This window comes from Bacteroides sp. 1001136B_160425_E2, assembly GCF_015559655.1.
Lineage (GTDB): Bacteria > Bacteroidota > Bacteroidia > Bacteroidales > Bacteroidaceae > Bacteroides > Bacteroides luhongzhouii.
Genome location: NZ_JADMQH010000025.1, coordinates 1 through 23326 on the forward strand (window position 1 = coordinate 1; position 23326 = coordinate 23326).

General features: G+C 52.8%; 21 protein-coding genes. 17 read left to right on the forward strand and 4 right to left on the reverse strand.

What is annotated here, in order from left to right; all coding sequences use genetic code 11:
- On the reverse strand, positions 1–3088 hold a 3088-nt coding region (locus I2I04_RS20435), incomplete at its 3' end, for an N-6 DNA methylase (RefSeq protein ID WP_195655792.1).
- 274 nt (positions 3089–3362) lie between these two features.
- On the opposite strand from I2I04_RS20435, the gene I2I04_RS20440 reads away from it, so the two are divergent.
- Positions 3363–3530 carry a hypothetical protein gene (locus I2I04_RS20440; RefSeq protein ID WP_195366422.1) on the forward strand — a complete coding sequence of 56 codons (168 nt, stop codon included), beginning with the start codon at positions 3363–3365 and terminating at the stop codon, positions 3528–3530.
- 131 nt (positions 3531–3661) lie between these two features.
- On the opposite strand, the gene I2I04_RS20445 is transcribed toward I2I04_RS20440, so the two are convergent.
- Together I2I04_RS20445 and I2I04_RS20450 are read right to left on the reverse strand one after the other, a co-directional pair.
- A complete protein-coding gene (locus I2I04_RS20445) occupies positions 3662–4294 on the reverse strand; it encodes a hypothetical protein (protein WP_195366423.1) in 633 nt (210 codons plus the stop codon).
- 42 nt (positions 4295–4336) lie between these two features.
- Positions 4337–4561: a hypothetical protein gene (locus tag I2I04_RS20450; RefSeq protein ID WP_195366424.1), complete on the reverse strand. Its 225-nt coding sequence runs from the start codon at positions 4559–4561 to the stop codon at positions 4337–4339.
- 511 nt (positions 4562–5072) lie between these two features.
- Here I2I04_RS20450 and I2I04_RS20455 point away from each other — a divergent pair.
- A complete protein-coding gene (locus tag I2I04_RS20455; RefSeq protein ID WP_195366425.1) occupies positions 5073–6329 on the forward strand; it encodes an ATP-binding protein in 1257 nt (418 codons plus the stop codon).
- A 175-nt stretch (positions 6330–6504) separates the two neighbouring features.
- Here I2I04_RS20455 and I2I04_RS20460 read toward each other — a convergent pair whose 3' ends face one another.
- Positions 6505–7155 (reverse strand): M23 family metallopeptidase, encoded by a 651-nt coding sequence (locus I2I04_RS20460; RefSeq protein WP_195457664.1) that lies wholly within the window; start codon positions 7153–7155, stop codon positions 6505–6507.
- 219 nt (positions 7156–7374) lie between these two features.
- Between I2I04_RS20460 and I2I04_RS20465 the strand changes: the two genes are divergently transcribed.
- The 15 genes from I2I04_RS20465 (at position 7375) to I2I04_RS20535 (ending at position 23324) form a co-directional block, all read left to right on the forward strand.
- On the forward strand, positions 7375–8133 hold the full coding sequence (locus I2I04_RS20465) for a DUF4099 domain-containing protein (RefSeq protein WP_195366427.1): 759 nt from the start codon (positions 7375–7377) through the stop codon (positions 8131–8133).
- 18 nt (positions 8134–8151) lie between these two features.
- Positions 8152–8376, forward strand: coding sequence for a hypothetical protein (locus tag I2I04_RS20470; protein WP_195366428.1), 225 nt, complete (start codon positions 8152–8154; stop codon positions 8374–8376).
- A gap of 16 nt (positions 8377–8392) precedes the next feature.
- On the forward strand, positions 8393–9970 hold the full coding sequence (locus I2I04_RS20475; RefSeq protein WP_195366429.1) for a hypothetical protein: 1578 nt from the start codon (positions 8393–8395) through the stop codon (positions 9968–9970).
- Positions 9971–9973: 3 nt separating this feature from the next.
- Positions 9974–11362, forward strand: a complete 1389-nt coding sequence (locus I2I04_RS20480) for a toprim domain-containing protein (RefSeq protein WP_195457665.1) — start codon at positions 9974–9976, stop codon at positions 11360–11362.
- Positions 11359–11856, forward strand: a complete 498-nt coding sequence (locus I2I04_RS20485; RefSeq protein ID WP_195366431.1) for a PH domain-containing protein — start codon at positions 11359–11361, stop codon at positions 11854–11856. Before I2I04_RS20480 ends, I2I04_RS20485 begins: the two co-directional genes overlap by 4 nt.
- Positions 11837–12526 (forward strand): hypothetical protein, encoded by a 690-nt coding sequence (locus I2I04_RS20490; RefSeq protein WP_195366432.1) that lies wholly within the window; start codon positions 11837–11839, stop codon positions 12524–12526. The genes I2I04_RS20485 and I2I04_RS20490 overlap by 20 nt, the downstream gene beginning before the upstream one ends.
- 13 nt (positions 12527–12539) lie before the next feature.
- On the forward strand, positions 12540–13223 hold the full coding sequence (locus I2I04_RS20495) for a hypothetical protein (RefSeq protein ID WP_195457666.1): 684 nt from the start codon (positions 12540–12542) through the stop codon (positions 13221–13223).
- A gap of 13 nt (positions 13224–13236) precedes the next feature.
- Positions 13237–13902 (forward strand): hypothetical protein, encoded by a 666-nt coding sequence (locus I2I04_RS20500; protein ID WP_008782475.1) that lies wholly within the window; start codon positions 13237–13239, stop codon positions 13900–13902.
- 25 nt (positions 13903–13927) lie between these two features.
- A complete protein-coding gene (locus I2I04_RS20505) occupies positions 13928–14752 on the forward strand; it encodes a M23 family metallopeptidase (RefSeq protein WP_016278613.1) in 825 nt (274 codons plus the stop codon).
- 23 nt (positions 14753–14775) lie between these two features.
- Positions 14776–15057, forward strand: a complete 282-nt coding sequence (locus I2I04_RS20510; RefSeq protein WP_004301295.1) for a hypothetical protein — start codon at positions 14776–14778, stop codon at positions 15055–15057.
- A gap of 8 nt (positions 15058–15065) precedes the next feature.
- A complete protein-coding gene (locus I2I04_RS20515) occupies positions 15066–16865 on the forward strand; it encodes a hypothetical protein (protein ID WP_008782473.1) in 1800 nt (599 codons plus the stop codon).
- 27 nt (positions 16866–16892) lie between these two features.
- Entirely contained in the window at positions 16893–19163 is a 2271-nt protein-coding gene (locus I2I04_RS20520) for a zincin-like metallopeptidase domain-containing protein (RefSeq protein WP_195457667.1), read from the forward strand.
- A gap of 11 nt (positions 19164–19174) precedes the next feature.
- Positions 19175–20749 carry a glucosaminidase domain-containing protein gene (locus I2I04_RS20525; RefSeq protein ID WP_195457668.1) on the forward strand — a complete coding sequence of 525 codons (1575 nt, stop codon included), beginning with the start codon at positions 19175–19177 and terminating at the stop codon, positions 20747–20749.
- A 272-nt stretch (positions 20750–21021) separates the two neighbouring features.
- The gene (locus I2I04_RS20530; protein ID WP_016278615.1) at positions 21022–21630 is read left to right on the forward strand and encodes a hypothetical protein; all 609 of its coding nucleotides are present in this window, start codon (positions 21022–21024) and stop codon (positions 21628–21630) included.
- 5 nt (positions 21631–21635) lie between these two features.
- Entirely contained in the window at positions 21636–23324 is a 1689-nt protein-coding gene (locus I2I04_RS20535; protein WP_008782469.1) for a zincin-like metallopeptidase domain-containing protein, read from the forward strand.
- The last annotated feature ends 2 nt before the right edge of the window (positions 23325–23326 follow it).

Genomic DNA, 23326 nt, shown 5'->3' on the forward strand with positions numbered 1-23326 from the left:
TATTAAAATGCAACAAAATAAGAATCAGCAACTTGATGCGAAATTTAGGAAATTCATAAAAGTTCTGATAATGGCATTCATCAACGAAAATATGGTCTATTCCCATAGTGTGAAAGTCCACCGCATCGTCTTTCCGTTCGTTGATTTTCATCCGTAACTCCTTAAGTTTGGCCGCAAGGTTCTGTTTGCGCTTCTCCAGACCGTCCTGCATCTTTCCGCTGCGGTAGCGCATGGTGGACTGTTCCAACACCTCAAGGTTGCGCTCCACATCGGCCAGTTCTTCCGTGAATATATCTATCATGGTCTGTTCCGACTGCGGTATCTTGGCGAACTGGTCGTGTGTCAGAATGATACAGTCCCAGTTATTGTTCTTGATTTTCGAGAATACCTCTTTGCGGTTGGCAGGGGTGAAATCTTCCTTGCCCGGATAAAGCACCTTTGCCGAGGGGTAAGCCTTGCGGAACGTGTCGGCTATTTCGTGAACATTGGCTTTCAAGCCTATAATCATGGGCTTCTGCACCAGTCCGAGGCGTTTCATTTCGTAAGCGGAAACGCACATTATCATCGTCTTGCCTGTGCCGACCTCGTGCCAACAGATACCGCCGCCATTCTGCTTAATCATCCAAATGGCATCTTTCTGTGAGGGATAGAGGCTGTCATACGGAAAATTCTCGAAAGAGAGCTGCGGAAAGGTCTGCGCCGAGCCGTCATACTGCGGTTTGGAATAGCAATTAAAGCGTTCATTATAAGCCCTTACCAGTTCATCCCTCACCTCTATCGGTTGGTTGTCGAGCCACTGGTTAAAACGGTTTCTTATCTCCTGTATCTTGGTGGCCGCCTCCTGTATGGCTTCCTCGTCCGGCACTCGCACCGTTTCGCCGTTCCGATCTATCTCTTTGGTTATTTCGGGTACAGTGTCCTGCAGTGCGTGTACAAACAAGTCCTCTCCGTTGTAGTTCTTCACGGAATAGGTGTTGTAAATGACCGGGGAATAACCTTGCACTCGTACCAGATAGGTGTCGTTCACGTCAAAATACATCACATCGGTTTCCGTTCCGAAAAGTTCTGTGGCAAAATCGGCATAGAGTTTCGTGTCGATCCACCGCTCGCCCATGTTGATGTCGAGTTCCTCGTAGGGTATCGCTTCGGGTATGGCTTCCTCCAATGCCTTTACAGCGGTTTCCACCCAGTCCTTTTCCCTGCCTGTGAGTTCGGGCAGACAAGAGGCTGTTTCCTTGAGCTTGGCTATGATGTTGCCGGCTACAAACTTGCCTTTGTGTTCCCATTCCCCAGTGGTGGGATTGTAAAATATCTTGCCTTTGAGGTCGCCTATAACTTCGTCCTCGTCCTTGCCGGTGGTCTGTGTCAGATAGTCCATATCCACACAGCCGTAGAAGTTCAAGCTGCTTGCCAACGCTTCGCCCGGTGTCAGTTGTACGGTCGTGTCTATCTTCTTGAACGCTACAGGCTCACGCATGATGTCGGCTTTGAATATGTCGCCCTTGACCTGCATTTCTATCGTAAACACTTCCACGCCGAGACTGTCAAGCATGATAAACTCCTTGTTGTCGTTGGAGTGGAAAAAGCCCCATTTGGCGACAAAAGCGTTATAGCAAGCGTTCAGCCGTTCACGCAAATGCGGCTGTTCCGTCTGTTCCTCCTGCTCTTTGGTGGAAAGTTCAAAATATGCCTTGCGTATGGGGAAATAGTCATTAGCCCTCTCCATGTTCACCTTGCCCTCGTCCACCGGGACAAAATCGGTGACCGTCTCTTGGTATAAGTCGGATTTACGGTATTGGAGAACGCCCACCTGCCCCTCGAACAGCACCATTGCACCCTCTTTCATCCACGCTTCCGGCTCGTCCGTATAGGCTCGTCTGCCTTTGGGTTGCTGCTTGACGGCCACACTGCCGAAAAGGAACATTTGCGTGTGTATGCCGTCCTGTCCGTCACTTGTGAAAAGGCTTTTGCGGAAATAGCGGCCAAAGTCGAGTTTCAGCAATGCGGCGAGGTACTGCGACATGGCGTTTTCATCGCCCTGTTGCCACTGGTATTTGCGTACATACTTGCCGTACTGGTTCATCGCAATTCGGCTGCCTGTGGCGAGGGTGGTTTTCGGCAATGTGAAAAGTTTGTTGGCGTATTCGGTCATTGTGCCTGTCGTGTCAGCTTTTTCCCTGCCGACCTGCAAAAAGAGCTGTTCCCTCTGCGAGAGTGCCGCTTTGTGCGTGTGCTTTTGGAATACCAGTAAGTCGCTGCCTACCTCGATGCCGCTTGTGTGCATGAAAAGGGTGTCGGGCAGACGGATTGCGCTTATCAAGTCGGCATGGTTCACGAGGTATTCACGCACGAACTTGTTGCTTGGTGTGTCAGCCACGCCCCTTGATGTGACGAAAGCCAGCAGGCCGCCCTCGTTCAACAGCTCCATAGCCTTGACGAAAAAGTAATTGTGTATGGTCTTGGTGGCTTGTTCGTATATGCCGCCTCTCTTCCACAGCTCCGCATCGAACACACGGAAATTGCCGAAAGGGATGTTGGAGGCTATGACATCGAATTTCGTATGTTCTAAGCCTTGTTCGTTGATTGTTTCAAAGCCTGCCGTCCGTGTAACCGTGTTGTCATTCAGCAGGGAGAGTATCAGCCCCGAAACCGGGTCTTTCTCAATGGCATATCCGCAGGTGTCCGGCATGGCTACCGGGAGGAAACCGCCAATGCCTGCACTCGGTTCGAGGAACGAGCGCATTTGCAGACCGTTGTCCTTGAATGTGGCGTGTATCTGTCTTGCAACTGTATCTATCAGGAATTTCGGGGTGTAGAACGCTGTCAGGACAGAGGCTTTTATGGCTTGCGTGAAATAGGGATAGGTTTCGATAAGTTCCTGCAACTGCCTTATCGGTTCTTCCATGTCGCCGCCTACAGGCTTGTCTGTGCCGATGTTCAGCACTTCCTTGATACCGCCAAACCCTGAATACAGGGATAAGGTTTCTTTTTCCTCTGCTGTGGCTTGTCTGCCTTGAATGTGGATTTGTAACGCTGTCTTTATCGCTTCCACGTTTGCCACCAATGATTTCAATTTGTTGTAACTCATATTTAACCTTTCTTTTTATTTCCCTCTGTTCGGTCTGTTTGCGACCGCCGGGAAGATTTTTCTGCTTTCAGAAGGTGGCGAGGGACAATCGGACAAGGCTGACCCGGAAAAATACGCTCGACAACGGAGAGGAAGATTTTTGCGTGTCACTCGCGGCAGTATGCCGGCATTGGCAAGATTGGAACGGCCGGTTACCTTTGCGGAAAATTCTATCCCGTAGGTCGCACGGCAGCGGACTTGGGTTTAATGGAAATCCGTTAGAAAAGGAAAGATTATGGGTAAAAGAGTGAGGCGGTCAGCCGGGACGGACTTCCCGACGGACTGTCTTGGGACTACAGAGGGCAGGATTCATCCCGCCCCCTGTAATGCCAAGTCTGTCCGTGTCCGTCCTTTTGCAAAAGGGGCTTCACGCACTTTATGTAAAATGCGTGAGGTCGCTTGAGGCAAACTGTCCGCAGGATGTAAGGCTATAAGAGGGAGAAAGGAATTTTATAAAAGGTCATTGGCGGACGGGAACATCAGACCGTACCGAGCCTTTGCCCGATACGGTCATGTCCTTGCCCTGCATATAACTCAGTCTATATCATAACCTATCATATATTCATCGTTGATAAGCAGATAATAGTAGCCGTTACCGCAATTCCGGTACTCTTTGCTGAATCCCGCCGCCATATCGCCATTTTCGCGTGGCTCACACCACAACGTACCGTCATAGCCGCAAAAGTCGAAACGTCCGGTGGAAAACTTTTCTTCTTGTTTCAGTGCCGTTCTGAAACGAGCCATAATCCAACTGCCACAGTATTTTTCGATAGTGGCAAGCCCGATACACTTGCCGTCGATGCGTGTGCCGGTCGTGATGCGGTTTTCGTAAAGGGACTTTTCGGGGTCTGCGGAAGCGATTTTGCGAAGCCAACTATTCGTATGCGTGGCAAGCCGGGCAAGTTTCTGGTATTTCAAGACCAGTTTCTTTTCCATGTCCGCTGCATCTTCGGGAGAGGATGACGGATAGTATATCTTCTCAATGCTTGCCCAGTTCGAGAATAGATAGCCTCTTTTGCGTTTTCCGAGTGCGATAATGCCGATGACGTTTTCGTTGCGGTTAATAAAAAGCCGGCGGCGTTTTCCTGCAATCCTGACATACAAGGATGTTGGGTTCTGCTCGTTGCGGAGATAGGCTTCTGCCGGATGAATTGTTGTTGTTTCCATATCTATATAAATTTTGATTTTTATGTTTCTATTGGGGACTGTTCACAATGCCGGGATTGTACCGTTCTTGCATAAAACTCCACCCCGATAATGGGACACTATGCCCGGTTTAAGTCCCATTTCTCCGAAGGCTATATGCTTGATATAGTCCTTGTACTCTTTGCCTGTAAAATTCCTGCCGCAAAGGTTGTTGAAAATCATAGGGACGGAGAACCCGTCTTCACTCGACAATATCACTTTGCCGTCTTGTCTAATTTCTTCTACCATACTGATTTGATTTTTTTAGCGATTAAACATTCATGCTGATTTTTCTTTTTTCCCTGCTGTTTTTTTCAGCAGGTTGTCTTTCGACTTTTTAAGGCAACCAGAGGATGAAGCTGCGGCATCATAAGCCAAACCCGGATAGAAAACAGACCGTGCAACGGTCTGTTTTCGTTGTCCGAATGCAATGCGGCTTGGCGATTATGCGCTTCGTCCTACATTCGCCGATGAAAAAAGAAAGAATGACCTGCCGCCAAAAGATAGGTGGTGACAATAAAACAAGGGTTATATAACAGGAATAAGTAGCTATCGAACGGCATTACAATGACTACTAATTATCGGCACTATTTTGATTTAGTGCCGATAATTTGCAGAAAATTAGGTCAACTCCATATCCTAATCGAAAATCATATCACCTAATGACATCTTTTTCGATTAATGTTTGGTTGTACGACGAAAAGCGACTACCTTTGTAATCGAAAACTCCGTCACTTGGTGACGCCAAATTCGATTAGCGATGGAAAATATTGAAAGGAAAAAATATCTGGAGGAGCTTGTTTCGTTGCAAAACAACGGCATGATTAAGGCTATAACAGGAATGCGCAGATGCGGCAAGTCCTTCCTGCTTTTCGAGATATTCACTTCATATCTTGAAAAGAACGGCGTAGCCCCGGATCATATCATAAAGGTGGATTTGGAAAACTATAAGAATCGGGCAATGAGAAATCCCGACAATCTGTATGCCTATGTGGAAAGTCGCATCATTGACGGGGGAATGTACTATATCCTGTTGGACGAAGTACAGATGCTTGATAATTTTGAGGATGTATTGAACGGCTTTTTGAAAATGCGCAATGTGGATGTCTATGTAACCGGCAGCAATGCAAAGTTCCTGTCCAAAGACATCATTACGGAGTTTCGCGGACGTGGCTTTGAAGTAAAAATGTACCCGTTGAGCTTCAGCGAATTTATGTCTGCCTACTCCGGGTCTGTACAAGCCGGATTCAATGAATATATGCTATATGGCGGACTTCCGCAAATATTGTCATATACTTCGGAGGAGCAAAAAGTACGCTTCCTAAAGACCCTGTTTGATGAAACCTATATCAAGGACATCAAAGACCGACATGACATACGGAAAGATGATGACTTGGAAGAACTCATCAACATCATGGCCTCCGGTATCGGTGCTTTGACCAATCCGAACAAACTGGCAAACACGTTCCGAAGCGAGAAGAAATCAGTCATATCCTACGATACGGTAAAGGACTATATCGACTATCTCTGTGATTCGTTCCTGATTGAAAAGTCCACCCGTTACGACATTAAAGGAAAGCGGTATATCAATTCTCCGTACAAGTATTATTTTATGGACTTGGGATTGCGCAATGCGCGTATTAATTTCCGGCAGTCGGAAAAAAGTCATCTGATGGAGAATCTGATTTACAATGAACTGCGTGTGCGAGGATTCAATGTGGATGTAGGAGTTGTCCCGGTTGTCACGAAAGATAAAGACGGCAAACAACAACGCTCCAATCTCGAAGTCGATTTCATCTGTAATCTTGGAAGCAGACGTTATTACATACAATCTGCCTACCGCATGGAATCGGAAGAAAAAAGAGAACAGGAACGTGCATCCTTGCTTAAAGTTGATGATTCATTCAAGAAGATTATCATCATTGGAGAAGAAAGCCCTGTTATCAGAGACGAAGCTGGTATTACGACTATAAGCATTTACGATTTCTTATTGAAGGATAATTCATTGGAATTATAAATAAAATTGTATATAGAAAATCTCAATATGAACGAAAGGCTTGTGTTCATCCTGCGGCTTTACCTCATGAGTGTGCTGTGGTACATTATCGGCTGCTTGTCAAGGTGGGGGTATAGGGAAGCCATTTCGTCCGTTGTCTCGAATCGTGATTTGTACGATTCAGGAGGCGTGCATATTACAATCTTGCCAAAGCCGACACACACTCCTGCTGCATGGATTTGATGTAATCGAAAACGACCGACGGATCGACACTCTTGCCATTTAGCTTGCAGGTTATGTGCAGGTGTTCGCCTGTACTTCGTCCAGTCGAGCCGGTTATACCGACGGCATCACGGGGACGGACTACCGTACCCTTGGCGGCCAGCACCCGTGAAAGGTGGCAATAGCTGACGGTGTAATTTCCGTGCCGCAGGGTCACATACTTGCCGGAAGTCTTGTCCTGTCCCACTTTGATGACCACCCCCTCCATCATGGCCAATACCTGCTCGCCCCGTGCGTGCAGGTCGATACCGCCGTGAAACTTCCTCTTCCCGGTAAGCGGGTCTTTCCGGTAGCCGTATGGCGATGTAATCCTGATACGCTGCAATGGATAGGACACGCTGAGATACCGGTCAATCCATGACTGTTTACGTTTATCGGCGGATTTCACCGATGTTTCCTGTACGGGAGCCGCACTTTCAGGTGTCGGCTCCTGTTTTTTCATGCCCTCCTGCAAGGCTTCCACCTTGTACCTTTCGGGCGTCTTGGCAATCGTGTTGAACTGCGCCTGAACGGGCATCGTACAGAACGATACACCCGATATTATTAGTAGTAAAATCTTTCTCATGCGGCAAAGTTAATACCGGGCCTTTCATGCCGGAAACAAACAGCCGTACTTTCTCTTATTGGTTTGGAAATTCGTGCTTATTAGTCCGATTATTTGCTTAAAATCGTACTAATATAGTAAAAATAAGGCATTCTAACCGCTTATGTGATTGTTATTTTTGTTTGTTACAATCATACGGTTTTATCTTTGTGGAGTACAATTTTATAATATAAATATCGTATGAAAAAGAATCAGATTGAATTTGATGAATTACCCTTCTCGACACTGGAACGATTCGGTCTTACACGGGAGATGATCGAGGACTTGCCGATGCGTGTGTTGGACGACATCTGCAACGGCCGGCATTCTCCTGTGCTTCCCGTGCGTGTCACTGACGAGCATGGCGGGCAAATCGAGAGCCGCAGCCGCTTTGCCTTTATCCGCATGGACGACGGTCAGGTGGATGTGGTCTTCTATCCGGCACTGAAATCCTCTCCGCTGGAACGGTATGACGAAGCGCAGCAGAAACAGTTGCTCGACGGCAAGGCGATTGTCGCCGACGTGGAAATGGCGGACGGACGGAGCAGCAAGGCATTCGTGCAGATTGACGCCGGGACGAAACAGGTGATGTATGTCCCCACGCCCATCATCGCACGCAACCTGAAGGTGCTGGCCGAGGTCATGCGCCTCGGTGCGGTAGAGGTAAACGGGATGCAGCACGGCGAACCGCTGACGGTAGTCGTGGACGGCGAGCCTGCCACAGTGGGCATCGACCTTCATGCCAAGACCGGCATCCGCATCTGTTCGGGCGACGCGCAGCAATGGCGCAACCAGCCCAAGCGTGAGTGGGACAAATACACCTTCGGGTGCTACGGCTGCTGGATCATGGACGATGACGGTAACCTCGACTACGTTTCGGAGGAAGACTACACCGAAGAGCTGTGGAACGAACAGAAAAAGAGCGGCGAGCGCAACCGTGCGGCAGCCCTCCACAAGTAAAACATCAATCCGTACATTATGGCACAAAACGAATATTATCCCGAAGAGGTACTTGTCGGGAAGATGCAGAGCGGCGAATACGGCTGGCTCGATTACGTCAATCATTTCTCCGCCGACTGGCAGGAGGAATACGCCCGTTACTGCGAGGAAAAAGGGCTTGCAGCCGGCAATGAATCCGCCGCCGAGTTTGTCCGCTTCAAGGACGAACAGTTAGAGGCGGCAATGGAAAGCGGCGACGCATAACGAAAACAATCAGACTATGGCGATACGAACGAATACCAATCCCCGGCAGATGGACTTGCAGCCCGAAATGCGTGATATGCTGATGCGCAACGGGCTTCAGGCCCACATTGCGCTTGACGGCGCAGGGTATCGGCTGATCGTGCAAGGGCATGATTCGCCCCTGCTGGTTTACCCGATAACCGAACGTCAGATGTTGGCACTGACGGACTGGGGAACGAACACTGCCAACAAGAAAGCCTACAACGTGCTTACGAGCATCGTGGGCAAGGATTTCTATATGCCCAAGAACTTCGTCCATGCCCGCAATGCCAACGGTCGTGTGGCTATGGGACTGCACGGCTACCGCATCGGCATCGGCGAGTACGGGCTCATGGGGCGTATGGGAATGCCCCCGCCGTTCCTCGGCTGGACACCTCGCAACCAGTGGGGCTTCCACCTGCGCAGGGTCGGCGGCCAACTGTTCTTTCCGGGGCCGTCCATCGTCCCCGAACGCCCCGACGGGCGCATGAAGCCCGGCGAGCTGCAATCGGGCGGTTACGGATTCTACTACAAAGGGCATCAACCGACGCAGCCTGTACAGCAACGGGATGTGCTGCAGGACTTGCAGGCGGTCATCACGCCGATGGTCAGCCATCCGCGCAGCGAGGAACCGGCACGGCCGTACAAGGAGCTGATAGCCTCTCCGGTCTATTTCTCCAACGAGAAATGGGCGGAGTGCCTTGCCTCGCACGGTCTTGTCGTGGATGCGGAAAGGCGGACGCTGACCGTGCAGTCGGAAAGCGTCCAGGCCGATATGGTCTATGACCTGACGGAAGAGGAAGTGAAAGCACTGGTCGCCGCTCCTGTCGAAGAACACCCCGTAGAGAAACGTCTGGAACTGCTGAACGGCATTATCGGGGCTGACTTTTCCGACAAAGTGACGATGGAGGCTCTCAACAGCGAGCGACGTATCTCCATCGGCCTGCATCCCGAAGTGCGGCAGGACTTGGAGCAACGGCAAAGGCAGGAACAGGAGGTTTTCATGCCGTTGGAAGCCTCACTGCAACAGCAAGAGGAATCCATACAAGGCAGCATCGGTGCGGCCGTCGATGGGCGCGACCTGCAATTTCTGAACGAAAGCAAGGGCTGGTATCGGGAAGAGAAGCACGGGCGGGAGGTCGAAGTGAGCCAGATAGCCGTACAACCGGCACAGGCAGAGGGGAAATACAGGATGACCGCCGTTATCGACGGTCAGATTATCAGCCATGAGATAACCCAACGGGACTACGACAAATTCCTTGCGGTGGACGATTTCCACCGTATGAAACTCTTTTCCAAGATTTTCAACGAGGTGGACATGAAGACCCGCCCGGAGGCGCAACGGGGTCTTGGAACGAAAATCCTTGCCGCCCTGACCGCCGGAGGGGTGGTCGCTGCGGGTGTCGCACACGGCATCCACCATCACTGCCATGCCCCGGAGTTCTACGGCGAGCGTTTCGGTGGTCCGCCACGCCCGTACTTCAAGCCGGGTGTAGATACACCGAGGGATGTGGCCATCCGCTGTTTCGAGGCGGAGATGAACCGTGAAATCAATGACATGAGAAGAGGGAGGTAAACGATGAGAGAGGGCGAGCTGACTTACGACGATTTTCTGCGCAGGCTGAACATTCAGGATGTGCTTCTCGATGCGGGCTACCATCTGAACCGGCGTGACGGCCTGCGCTATCCCTCGTATGTCCGTTTGGACAGCGAGGGGCGGCGCATCCGCAACGACAAGTTCATTGTCACGCAGCAAGGGAAATGCTGTTTCAAACCGCAACAGCAGAAGGTCTATAACATCATTTCCTTTATCAAGGAACATCCGCACTTTTTCGCGGAGTATCGGGGCGGTATTTCTCCCGACCGGCTGGTAAACCTTGTATGTAACCGGTTGCTGAACCATCCCATCGCCGACCGTGAGACCCGGATTATCCAGCCCAAACGGGATGTGAAGCCGTTTGACATGGCGGATTACGACATTCACAAGTTCAATCCGCAGGATCGGGCGACACAAAAGAAGTTCTATCCGTTCTTCAAGCATCGGGGTATCGACCTTTACACGCAATACGCATTCCACCGGGATTTCTGTCTGGCGACGAAACACCGTGAGGACGGTGCGAAGTACACCAATCTTGCCTTTCCGCTGACCGTTCCGAAAGATACGGGGCAGGTTGTCGGTCTGGAGGAACGTGGCCGCCCCCGTATGGACGGCAGCGGCAGTTATAAAGGAAAGGCGGAAGGGAGCAATTCGAGCCAAGGGCTATGGATTGCCAGCCCTGCCCAAACGCCTCTTGCTAATGCCAGGCATATCTACTGGTTCGAGAGTGCCTACGATGCGATGGCCTATTACCAGCTTCATCAGGGACAGAACAAGGATTTGCGGAAAGCGGTCTTCGTATCTACCGGCGGCAACCCGACGGTGGAACAGATGCGGGGTGTCCTCAAGCTCACGCTTCCTGCCCGGCAGCATATCTGTTTCGATACCGACCTTGCGGGAATCGAATTTGCCAAGAACCTGCAACAGGAGATGTACCGGGCTGTCCGCTCCACCATCGAGCAGACGCCGGAACGGAAGGCTTATCTGGATTCCGTTGCTGACGGCAAGAATCTCGATGAAGGCGACATAGAACTGTTGCCCGATGTTTTGCGGTCAAGTTACGGAAAATATGAATCCGCGTGGGAAGAAGCCATGTCGATGCGGTCGAGCGGTTTGTGCCACCCGGACGACATACGGGAGCAGACGGAGATTATGAACGGGCATTACAAGGAGTTTCGTGAAGGATTGCGGGAGTTCCTCGGCTTGGACAGGGAAAACGACACCTCTTTTGTCCGTGAACAGCCGACCTATCCCAGCAAGGACTGGAACGAGGAACTGTTAGCCGAGCTGAAACGGGAAGAGACGGCCGATGAGACACAGGAGAGAGAACAGTCACCGGAAGAGGAACAACAAACACGCTTTCACCGATGATGACCGCCCGGCCCACAGGAGATTTCCAGCGTATTGAGCTGCGACCGCACGCCGGACAGTTCGTTATCGACGAGCTGCCCGCAATCATGCTGTGCTGTGCTGCATGGGTGTACGGTGGCATGGAGGGGCTGCCTCTGACGGCTCTTGCCGTACCGGTCGCCACCATGCTTTCTTTGGCATTGCTGTACCGCTTCATCTATCTGCGCCGGACACGCTACCATATCGGCAGCGAGCAACTTATCAGCCAACATGGGGTGTTGTCCCGGAAGACGGACTACATGGAGCAATACCGCATCGTGGACTTTGTGGAACACCAAAGCCTCATGCAGCAGCTTTGCGGATTGAAGACGGTACGCATCTTCTCAACGGACAGGAATACGCCCCGGCTTGACTTGGTAGGTATCAGACACAACTTTGATGTGGTAACGCTTCTCCGGGAACGGGTCGAGTATAACAAACGAAAAAAGGGAATATATGAAATTACGAATCATTAGTCTGATTATGCTGGCCACCTGTCTGCTGCCGCAATGGACGAAAGCCCAAATCACGGCATCCAACCCGTTGGAATGGATGGCGTTAGCCGAAGGCAACGAGGTCATCAATGACCAGATAGAGAAACAGATAAACGGTCAGACGAAGACAGCGATGTTGCAAAACAGCATTGCCGCCGAGTTTAACCGCATCCATAAATGGGAGAAGCAATATAACAGTTATCTCAAGACGGCAAGCGGTTACGCTTCATCACTGAAAGCCTGCACCCACCTCTATAACGACGGGGTGAGAATCTTTCTCACGTTGGGAAAATTGGGCAAGGCCATCAAGAACAATCCGCAGGGCATCGTCGCCTCCATGAGCATGAACAACCTGTATATCGAGACGGCAACGGAACTGGTATCGGTCTTCACGCTCCTGAATGACGCGGTGGCGAAAGGCGGCCATGAGAATATGCTCACGGGAGCGGAACGCAGCAAGACCCTGTGGGCCTTGAACGACAAACTTTCGGCTTTCAGCCGGAAGCTGCACCTGCTCTACCTGAGCATACGGTACTATACCCTCAATGATGTGTGGAACAACGTGACGGCCGGGATGCTCGACCGCAACAACGGGGAGGCGGCACGGATGGCCATGTCCCGTTGGCGCAGGGCTGCCGTCCTTGCGCGATAAAATTAGGAGAACGATGAAACGGACGATTTGGATAGGAATCTTTTTGCTGTGCATCGGTATCGGCAAGGTACGGGCGCAGAACGACCCCGTGCTTGCCGGGATGATCCTGCTCTATACCGACAAGGCGGAAAAGGAGCTGAAGAACCAGGAGAAGGTCATGCTGCTGCAGACCACCGGACACCTGTGGACGAAAGAGGAAGTGAAAGCCACGACCGACCTGCAACGGGAGTTCAACAACTATCTGGACTCTTTCCGGTCGATTGTATGCTATGCGGCGCAGATATACGGTTTCTACCACGAAATATCGAAACTGACGGACAACATGGGGGACTTTACCAGACAGGTAAGCCGTAACAGTCCCAATGCACTGGCCATCGCCCTCTCCACGCAACGGAACCGGATTTACCGGGAACTGATCATGAACAGCGTGGAGATTGTGAACGACATCCGCATGGCGTGTCTTTCGGAGAACAAGATGACGGAAAAGGAGCGCATGGAAATCGTCTTCGGCATCCGTCCGAAGCTCAAGCTGATGAACAAGAAGCTGCAACGGCTGACCAAGGCGGTGAAGTACACGACAATGGGCGACATCTGGCGTGAAATCGACGAAGGGGCACGTCCGGCGGCCGACAAGCGGGACATCGTGGAAGCTGCCAAGCGACGCTGGCGGCAGATAGGAAAAAATGTAAGACCTTAAAAACAGATAACGTATGGGAGTTTGGGATTCAATATTGAAATATGGCGGCAAGGCCATGAAAGGTGTCGGGACGGCTACGGCGGCTACCGGCAAGAAAATGGGCAATGCGGCTTTGCACCCCTCGCAAACCTTGCGTGGTGCGGGTCAGGCCGTCAAGACGGCGACTGTCGGCGGCGCAGTCGGTTATGTGGGCTGGGAGAAGCTGACCACCGACAAAAGCGTGGTGCGCATCGTGAGCGATGCGGTCATCGGCGAACTGGCGACGAATACCCTCGCGGAGACGGCTGACGGTGTGCGTGAACTGACGGGCAAGGCCGGGGAAGCCATCGGCTCGGTCAGCGGTGCGGTGACCGGTATCGACAACAAGCTGAACGGCGTGTCGAACTTTCTGCGCCAAGCCTCTGGTGGCGGTGTCATGGATATGTTCGGCAACTTTTTCCGCAACCTCGGCAGCGGCAACGTGTCGGGGTTGGGCATCGCCGGACTGGTCGCGGCGGCGTTCCTCATATTCGGACGCTTCGGCTGGTTAGGAAAAATCGCGGGGGCGTTCCTCGGCATGATGCTTATCGGTAATAACGCGGGTGTCCTCCGAACGCAGGAAACGGGAAACGTGCAGCGTAGCCGGACACCTGACCTTCCGGCCGAGAAACAGACGCACAGCGGAGGGATGAGAAGATAGGAATATGAATCAAAATGGAAACAGCATGAAATATACAGAAGAAATGATCCTGCAATCCGAGAGCGGCTATTGTATGCCTTTCGAGGAACAGCAGGGCAAGGATGTGGAGCTGTCGCTCGGCTACGGCGAACAGACCGACCCGGCGACGGGCGAGAAATTCTTTCATCACGGCATCGACTTCAACGTGCGGTGCTATACGCTTTCCGCCCTTGCCAGCGGCATCGTGTCGGGCGTGGGCAACGATAGCGGACACGGCATCTGCCAGACCATCCGCTACGGGGAGTATGAGGTGACCTACGGAAACCTGTCCAATGTGTTCGCCCAATTCGGCCAGCGTGTCAAGGCCGGGCAGACGGTAGCCCTGAGCGGCGACAAGCTGCATATCGCCGTCCGCTTCAAGGGAGAGGAACTGAACCCGCTGGAGTTCCTGACGATGCTGTACGGGAATATTCAGGCGATGCGTCAGGCTGGCGGACACGAGACTGACTATTTCTCCGGTCTGGAACTGAAAACCGATTACGAACACGACAAGAGGGAGATAGAGGAACTGATGCTGCGCTTCCTGCCGCATTACATGGAGGATTTGCGGCATGGGACATACACCTTGCCCCGAAATACGGAGCAGTCGCTACGCCACATCTTCACGGTGGGCGCGATGAAGGAGTATTTCTACGAGAATATGCCGAGCATGGCCAATCCGCTCGGACTGGGACACAAAGCCCTGCCGCTGGCCTGCAAGGTACAGAACCTCCTGATTGCGGATTTCCTGCATTACCTCGCCCTGCGGCATGACGTGTACCTCTCCACAGCGGACGGCGACGTAAAAAAAAACTCCATGACGAAGCCCTGACATATAACGGTGTCATCGACCCGTTGGCGGAACTGGACATCGACATCCAGAGCTTCGACATACCGAGGCTTGTCACGGTCTATCCCGACCGGGCGGGTGTGCGCTGGTGGACGAAGGCATGGTTCAACAACCGGGAAGAGGGCGAGACATCCGTCGAAATCGAACGGGAGCAGGCGATACGGTTCATGCAGGACAACATCGAGAAGGACGCATGGCTGGAAGAGTTCTTTCCCCGGCAGATGGAGGTTTACCACAACGCCATCGAGCAGACGAAAGAACAGTTATTGAAACAGATAAATATATAGTACACAATATGGATGGAATCAAACATAGCCGGCAATTCGCGGAAATGGAACGCCTCGTGAGCGACTATTTCCATTGCCACCTTGCGCCCGTCATGTCAAAAACGCAGGCTTACCTCACGAAGAAACAGGGCGAGGAAATGAGGGAATATTCCACCTCCTTGGGCGGCATACTCAGCGCGATGGCGTCTGCGGCACAACCGATGGGCGACCCATACCAGGTACTCAAGGTCACGGGCGAATGGAACTCGAAGACAACGGAGGACTATATCGGAATGTGCAAGGCGGAGATTACCGGCTCCAAGGAGATACAGCAAGACCTCGCATACATGGCCGGGCAGTGGCGTGATACCGTCGTGCAGGAAATCGGACGCAAGCGTTACGATGAACTGTCGGAACAATTAGGCGGTGACCTTGCCTATGCCTATATGGACTACCGGGTGGAGGAACTGATGATTGACCGGCTGGTCAAGGAGCGTATGCCGAAATCGTCAGCCGACTACATCATCCGCAAGGCCGCCGAATCGAGCCTGCTCGGACTCTCGCAGACCTTGAACCGCTCGCCGCTTGCCGAGGAAATCGAGGCACGGGGCGAAGCGGCCTACCGTCCGAAAGGATGGGAAAAAGGCGCGGGTCGGGTACTGGGCGCAACGGCAGATACCGTGATGATGGGCGGCGTGGGTTCGTGGGCAACACTGGCGAAGTTTGTCGGGGCAGATGTGGCTATCTCGGCAGTCGCCTCCCGTTTCGAGCCGAAAAAGCCTGATACGCTTTCTGTGGAACAGTGCATCAGCAAAGGGGTGTTCGGCAGCGAACGGAACGTGTTTGCGGACTTCCGCAAAGAGGCTGCAACGGTACAGACCGGCGAGAGTCCGCTTATCATGGCGGCCAACGAGCGATTGAAAAAGAAAATACCGGTGATGGACTTTAATTTTTTGAAGTGGATGCAGACGCCGAAGTTTACCCCTTTCCAAATGCCCGAACTGCCCGGACACCCTGAAAAGAAGAATGAACGTGCCGAACGGTACAAGGATGTGCCGCTGGTCGTCGCTCCCGGACAGGAAGAAGCCTATCTGAAGCATTTGGAGAAATATAAGAATGCAACGGCTGTAACTGCCAAAAAGGAGTCAGCGCAGCCGGAGACGGAACAGAGGGAAAAAGAAGAAAAAGAGGAACGGCAGGCGGTTGTTCCCCACAAGGAAGAAATGCAAGAGGAACAGGCCGTACAGAACAACACGAACGGTTGGAACGGATTGCTCGGTATGCTGGGGCTGGACGGTATGGGAGACGTCACGGGCAACCTCGGATATGTCATGGCCATGCTGCCCGACATCCTGCTGGGGGCGTTTACCGGCAAGACACAATCGTTGCGCCTGGGGGACAACCTGCTGCCGATAGCGAGTATCGTGGCCGGTCTGTTCGTGCGTAACCCGTTGCTGAAGATGCTCCTTGTCGGTCTGGGCGGCGCGAACCTGCTGAACAAGGCTGGACACGAGGCTTTGGGGCGACCCATGCCGTCCGCTGCCGAACAGACGGAGAAACAGTACCGCCGTTATCCCGACGAGCCGCTCAATCCCCGTATCGTGAACCCGGTACTGCAAGGCAGCACGCTCATCGCCACGATAGACCGTGTTCCCTGTACTATCCAGCTCACGCCGACTGTCGGAGAGGCTTACCGTGCAGGGGCATTGCCGCTGAACACGCTGGCGAACGCCGTGCTTGCCAAAAGCGACCAGTTGCGCCATATCGCCTCGCAGAATTACGACGACGGACAGCGGGAGACGGTCGTGCGCACACGGGGCATCCAATAATTCCATGAACAATAAAAGCATGATGATATGAAAGAAAAGTCGCAAATCGAAAAGAAAGCCGAAGCAAGGCAGGCGGAGCTGCTGTCTGCCGCACTGGGCGGGGCATCGAACGCCGACGGCCATTGGCTCAACGTATCGGGCAAGGGATTTCCCCGGCTCTATCCGCAGGGTGTCTCGGCCAGTCCGTTCAATGCCCTCTTTATGGCCTTGCATTCGGACAATAACGGATGCAAGACCAACCTGTTCACGCTTTACAGCGAGACCAAGGCACGGGGTGCTGCGGTACGGGAGCATGAGCAGGGCGTACCGTTCCTGTTCTATAACTGGAACAAGTATGTCAACCGGAACAACCCGAATGAAACCATCGACCGCACCGCCTATCTCCAGTTGGACGAAGGGCAGAAGGCACAGTTCAAGGGTGTCCACAACCGGGAGATACGCACTATCTTCAACATCGACCAGACGACGCTGCCCTACGTGGACAAGCCGGCTTACGAGGATGCGGTAAGACAGGACGGCGGTGTTCAGGAGAAAGGATATACCGAAGCGGACAACCGCAAGTTGCGCACCCGGTTCAACGATTTCCTGCTGAAAATGCGGGACAACCTCGTCCCCGTGCGTTCGGACGGCTGCGGATTACCCCATTACGAGACGGACAAGGATGCGGTCTATATGCCGCGTCAAAAGGACTTTGAGCATTACCACGACTATGTGCAGGAAACCTTGCGGCAGATTGTGAGTGCCACAGGACACCAACAGCGGCTTGCCCGTGAGGGCATGGTCATGAAGAACGGCGTGGCCCCGTCGGAGGATGCGGTAAAATATGAACGGCTGATTGTGGAACTGGCTTCGGGAATCAAGATGCTGGAACTGGGGCTGCCTGCGCGTCTGTCCGATGAAAGTCTGAAGACGGTGGATTACTGGTGTCGGGAGTTCAAGGAGAATCCTTGCATGATGGATGCACTCGAAAGCGACGTGAACAATGCGCTTGACGTTATCCGCAAGGCGGAACGGGGCGAGAAAATAGAGTACGCCACCCTGCGCAACAGGCGGCAGACCACGACCATGCAGGAGCAGATGCCCAAGCATTACTTCGTGGCGAACGAAATCCGCCAACACCCGGACAAGGCGGCGAAAAGTATTGTCCTCGTTATTGACCGGGAAGCGAAATCGGCGGATGTCATTTTGCCGGCTGGGGCTTCGACCGAAGTGAACAACGAGATTCCCGGCATGAACAAGGGGCGTATCGAACGTGCCTTGAATAAGGAGGGCATCGAACAGGTACGCTTCTATAATACCGACGGTGCGCTGGGCTACAGACCTGACGACAGCTATTTCAACGAGAAACTGGTGACATTGGCCAGGCTAAGGAACTACACATTGGAAAGGCTTTCCACACTGGACGTGTCGGATGCGGTCAGGCGGGCGAACGAGGTCGGGTTCGATGCCGTACAGATGATTCAGGATGACAAGAACCGATGGGCACTCTATATCAAGCCGGAGAACAAGGAGGGGTACAGTGTCTATCCCGACAAGGAGGATGTGAACCGCTTTTTCTCCACGCTCAAGCAGGCGATGGACAACATCGACAAGGTACGCATGGAGCTGGCGCACAAATATTATACACTGGCGGAAGTCAAGCCTGACCTGAAAGTGGATTTGTTCAGCAGCGAGACGCCGGAGATTGACCTGAACCGTATTCAGCGTGTGTCTGTCTTCAAGACCAGGCAGGACGGCATTCAGTGCGTGGCGACCATCGACGGGCAAAAATTGCAGCCCCGGAGCGTCACGCCGCAACAATGGCAACGGATGTGGGTGGCGGAAGACCGTGAAGGCTACAAGCGGCATCTGGCGGCCACGCTGTTTGCCGATGTGCTGCAAAAGGGGCAATCCGTCGGGGAACAGAAGCAGGAAGAACAGGTGCGGCAACAGAACGAGGCGGTGGCAAAGAACCGGCCGGAAGCGAAAAATGATGAAAATGTTTCCCCACAACGGCAGTTTTGGGACAAGGTCAAGGAAAAGTACCCCGATGCCTTGCACCTGATCCGTACCGGAGAGGTGTATCGGCTCTATGACGAGGACGCCGTAAAGAGTGCGAAAATACTGGGTATCGGACTGAATGAGTATGCGGGGAACCGGGAACGGGGCTTCACATCTTATGCGGAGTTCCCGATGAATCAGCTTGACAGCTACCTGCCGAAACTTGTCCGTGCCGGTGAGCGGGTTGCTATCAGTGACATGGAGGCGCAAGAGAAGCAGCAGGCCGAACAGGAAACGCACAGTGGTATTCACAGATAAGGAGGAAGATTATGGGCAAGAATCAGGAATATGCACAACAGTACGCGGAGTATGCGATGGAACAGATGCGCAGGTATGGCATTCCGGCTTCCGTCACATTGGCGCAAGGCATACTGGAAAGCAGCAACGGACAAAGCCGTCTGGCAAGAAACGAGAACAACCATTTCGGTATCAAGGCAACCCCCTCGTGGATTGCCGGGGGCGGCAGGTACGGAACCTATACGGACGACAAGCCGAATGAAAAGTTCTGCAGCTATGACAGCGTGGGTGATTCATACGAGCATCACTCCCGCTTTTTGAAGGAGAACAGCCGCTATGCCAGTTGCTTCAAGCTCTCCCCGGACGATTACAAGGGCTGGGCACAAAGTATTGAGAAAGCCGGTTACGCCACAGGAGGCAAGTATGCCGAGAACCTGCAAAGAATCATCGAACAGAACGGCTTGCAGCAGTATGACAGGCAGGTGATGCAGGAGATGGCGGCACAGGGCAGGCAGTTCGGGGTGGAACACAATCCGCTCCAAACATCCGAGGGTGCGGAACATGGAACGGGGTATTCGTTTCCGGTGGAACGGGAGGAATTTCTATTCGTCACCTCGCCGTTCGGAACACGGCAAGACCCGATGGACGGCACAAAGCAGCAGATGCACAAGGGGGTGGATATCCGTTGTAAAGGCGACGCGGTACTGGCTACGGAAAACGGCGGCAAGGTCGTGGCGGTAAACCAAAACAGGAACACGCCCGGCGGCAGGTCGCTGACGGTGGAATATGCCCGGACGGACGGCAGCAAGGTACAATGTACCTATATGCACCTCAAGGAGATTTCCGTCAAGGTCGGCGATACGGTACAGGCCGGCGATACGGTACAGGCCGGCGGACGGCTCGGCACATCGGGCAATACGGGGACACGGACGACCGGGGAGCATCTGCATTTCGGTGTGAAGAATATCTATGCCGACGGAACGATGCGGGACATAGACCCTGCGGCGTATCTGGCTGAAATCGCACAGAAAGGACATATCAAGCTGCAAATGCTGCACAACGGTAATGACCTGCTCGCCAAATACAAGGTGGCGGAAGAGACCGTGCCTGAAAAGAACCTTTCGCCTGACGGATGGATGAAGAAGCTCCTTTCGTCGGAGGACAGCGGTGTGGGAATGTCGGGTTGCAACGACCCGATTGTGGAGATGGCGATGACCGCTTTCGCCTCCCTGATGCTGCTGGCCACACAGATTGACAACCGGAACGAAGAGGAACAGAAGGCGGCCATATCTGCTATGATGGATCTTCGTGCCATTGACCTGAAGCCGTTGTTGCCGAATATGAAGAACTGCGACCTGACTATCGGCGAGAACGGCAAGGCTGTCTTGAATGCGGACAATGGCGAACTGCGTGTCTCACGGGAGCTGACCGCTTCCGAGCTGAGCCGGTTGTCTGCCACGTTGAACAACGGCACACTCACGGAAGAGGCCAAGCGGATGCGTGTAACCGGTATGCTGAATACGGTTATCCTGTCGGAAGCGGCCTCTCAGAATTTCGAGCAAGGGATGTCCCGGCAACAGGGACAGACGGAAAACCTGCGAAGATAAAAGCATGGCGATATGATAAAATGCGTGATGATACAGCTATGCAAGTGTCTGGCGGGAGTTTCCATCCTTGCTTTGCACGTCCGGTTCTGCTACCTGCTGTTGGGGTGGATCGGGACGTTCGTTGTCGTGGGCGTGCAATTAGTCATCGCCGGATGGATTGTCTGGGCGATGATACGCGCACCTGACTGACTGTACCCTCCAACAGTTCAACATCAATCAACCCATGTATCACTTGTCGGATGATCCATGTATCATTAAAGACAGAAAAACAAATGATTAAATGTAATGTTACGGTATGCGGCGTTATCGGCCGCGATGCGTCGGTTCGCAAGAACAAAGAAGATAAAGAGTTTCTGGCATTTCCACTCCGGGTACAGATTCCGGCGACTGGTGGCCAGCACACTATCGAGGTGGATGTCCGCAGGGAGGGCAACCAGGAAGAAGCCGCCGGTTATCGGAACGGCTCCCGTGTGGAAGTGAGGGGTACGATGTATCTCAAACGTCGGGGCGACAAGCTCTATTTCAACCTGTTCGCCGATGAAATCTGCCATGCCGCTACGGATAATGCGGATTCCGTCAAGGGCGAACTGGTGTTTCGTGGCAAGACCGGCCAGAACATCGAAGAAAAAAGGGATAAGAAAGACCAGCCGTACACGGTATTCTCGGCGTTCAGCGCGGAGAAGGTCGATGACGGCTTCGAGTACCAGTGGGTGCGCTTCTTCTGTTTCGGCAAGGAGCGCGATGAGTGGCTGCAGCCGGGTGTAAAGGTGGATGCCAGAGGTGAAATGAACCTGTCGGCGCACAACGGGAAGGTCAACCTCTCCTGCAAGGTGGAGGAACTGGCGCAATATGTGGCGGATTCGTCTAACTATAATCAGTAAGGGTTATGGCCGGTTACAGAAAAAGAAATGCCGACGGGCCGAACAGCGAGGACAAGGCACTCGACCTGTTCGCCGAAATGATGATCGAGAAAATCGAGGGCATCCACAAGGACTGGAAAAAGCCTTGGTTTACGGAGGGTGCGTTGCAGTGGCCCCGCAACCTTCACGGGCGCGAGTACAACGGGATGAATGCCTTTATGTTGCTCCTTCACTGTGAGAAAGAGGGGTACAAGATTCCCCGTTTCTGTACGTTCGACTGTGTGCAGCGGCTCAACAAGCCCGGCAAGGATGGGGAGGAACTGCCCCGTGTCTCCGTGCTTCGTGGCGAGAAGTCCTTTCCGGTCATGCTCACCACGTTCACTTGCATCCATAAGGAAACCAGGGAGAAAATCAAGTATGACGATTACAAGAAGTTGTCCGATGAAGAAAAGAATCAGTACAATGTCTATCCGAAGATGCAGGTGTTCCGTGTCTTCAATGTCGCGCAGACCAATTTGCAGGAAGCGAGGCCGGAGCTATGGGAAAAGCTGGAGCGGGAAAACTCGCGTCCGGCCATTGAGAACGGCGAGCATTTCAGTTTCGCACCTGTCGATACGATGATACGGGACAATCTGTGGATTTGCCCGATTACACCGCAATATCAGGATAAAGCCTACTATTCAATCTCGAACAATGAAATCATCGTGCCGGAAAAGGAACAATTCAAATCGGGAGAGTCGTTCTATGGGACGCTGTTCCACGAAATGACACACTCGACCGGTGCGGAGGGTGTTCTCGACCGATTCAAGCCGACTGCCTTCGGTTCCCCGGAGTATGCCCGTGAGGAACTGGTGGCGGAATTGGGCAGCGCATTGGTCGCACAGCGTTATGGCATGACCAAGCATATCAAGGAGGACAGTTGCGCGTATCTCAAAAGTTGGCTTGATGAGCTGAAGGAATCGCCGCAGTTCATTAAGACGACGCTTCTGGATGTAAAGAAAGCGACTTCAATGATTACCCAAAGGGTGGATAAGATAGCGCAGGAGTTGGAACAGAATGTCGGTGAGAAGCAGGAGAATGGAGTGGCGGCAAAGGAGAAGATTTATTATTCCTCTGTCGTTTATCTCCAGTCCTCGGATGATACGAGGCAGCTTGACGAACTTAGGGACAAAGGTGATTATGAGGGGTTGCTTACGCTTGCCAAGGAGTATTATGACGGCAACGGTATCAACGAGAAATATACTTATCCGTCGGCTACGAACAACAAGGGTGACAGCCTTATTGTCGATGACGGGAATTTTGCTGTCGTGTACAACGGGAGTGTCGGGGGAACCTACGAGGTGATGTTGAAATTCACGGAGCAGGAAATCCGAGACCATATCCGGCGTTACGGTGTCGATATTGCCGGAGAGACGATAAAAGAGGTTGCCAGGGAGATGGCGGTGGAACAGTTCTCCGCTTTGGCGCATCAAAAGATTCCGACCTTCGAGATGCCGAACGGCGACGTGCTGTATGTCGAATATAACAAGGAATCCGATACGCTTGATGTCGGGCAGCCCACCAATGCCGGGCTGGTCGCGCAGCATCGTTTCCCTTACGACCACAATATCGGGTTGGATGCTAACTTGCAAGCCGTGAACGAGAAGCTGAACGAACTGGAAGAGTATCGGGCAGAACTACAAGAGGCTGAATACGGTGGCGGTATGCGCCGGTAAGG